2 protein-coding genes are annotated in these 1191 nt (G+C 73.7%); both read left to right on the top strand.

Annotated elements, in window-relative coordinates:
• A partial coding sequence (locus Q0195_RS07540; RefSeq protein ID WP_299276609.1) for an iron chelate uptake ABC transporter family permease subunit occupies window positions 1–281 on the top strand: 281 nt, incomplete at its 5' end.
• The gene (locus Q0195_RS07535) at window positions 278–1117 is read left to right on the top strand and encodes an ABC transporter ATP-binding protein (RefSeq protein ID WP_299276607.1); all 840 of its coding nucleotides are present in this window, start codon (window positions 278–280) and stop codon (window positions 1115–1117) included. The genes Q0195_RS07540 and Q0195_RS07535, both read left to right, overlap by 4 nt.
• Window positions 1118–1191: the final 74 nt, after the last annotated feature.

The raw sequence follows: 1191 nt of genomic DNA, 5'->3' as shown, positions 1-1191 counted from the left end.
TCCTCGTCTCGGTGCTGCTCGCCTCGGTGGCGGTCTCGCTGTGCGGGGTGATCGGGTTCGTCGGGCTCGTCGGGCCGCACATCGCCCGCCTCATCATCGGCGCCAACCACCAGTACCTGCTGCCGATGTCGGCACTGTCCGGCGGCGTGCTGCTCGTCGCCGCCGACACCATCGGGCGCACCGTCGTCGCCCCTTCGGTGGTCCCGGTGGGGATCGTCGTAGCGATGCTCGGTGCCCCGGTGTTCATCTACCTCATCATGACGAGGAGGGCCGCGAAGTGACCGCTGTCCAGGACCGCCAGGCGGTCGGCGAGCTCGCCGACCGGGAGCCACCCCTCGCCGGGCTCCACATCCGCGGCCTCGAGTTCGCCTACGGCCGGCACCAGGTGCTGCGCGGGGTGGACCTCGACGTCGCGGCCGGGACGCTGTGCGCGCTGCTCGGCCCGAACGGCTCGGGCAAGTCCACCCTGACGAAGATCCTCGCGGGCGTGCTGCGGACCAAGCGCGGCACGGTGCGGCTGGGCGAGACCGACCTGCTGCGGCTGAAGCCGCGCGAGCGCGCCAAGGTCGTGGCCTACGTGCCGCAGTCGAGCGAGGTGCCCTTCGAGCTCACCGTGCGCGAGGCGGTGACGCTGGGCCGCACCCCGCACATGGGGATGCGTCCGACGGCGGAGGACCTCGCCGTCGTCGAGGACGCCATCGAGCGGCTCGGGCTGGCCCCGCTCGCGGAGCGGCGGCTGTCGGACATGTCCGGCGGCCAGGCGCAGCGGGTGCTCATCGCCCGTGCGCTCGCGCAGCGGCCGCGGGTGCTCCTCCTCGACGAGCCCACCTCCGCGCTCGACCTGCGCTACCAGGTGGAGACGCTGCAGATCGTGCGGCAGGTGGCACGGGAGGAGGGGGTGGCCGCGCTCATCGCGATCCACGACCTCAACCACGCGGCGACGTTCTGCCAGCAGGTCGTGCTGCTCAGCGGCGGCCGGCTGGTGGCCGACGGGCCTGCCCCGGAGGCCTACGACGCCGCGCTCCTCGGCGACGTGTACGGCCTGCCGGTCGAGGTGCTCCACGACGAGGGCCAGACCCAGGTCCGCCCGGTCCTGTCCCCCGGAGCGCTGGCATGAGCCCCACCCGCCCCGCCGCCGAGAACCCCCCTCCCACCGACAGCCCACGTCCCACCCACAGCCCACGTCCCACC

Origin of the sequence: uncultured Georgenia sp., from assembly GCF_937958535.1 — a bacterium.
Lineage (GTDB): Bacteria > Actinomycetota > Actinomycetes > Actinomycetales > Actinomycetaceae > Oceanitalea.
The sequence above is the reverse complement of the archived record's forward strand: the minus strand, read 5'-3'. Positions and strand labels throughout refer to the sequence as shown.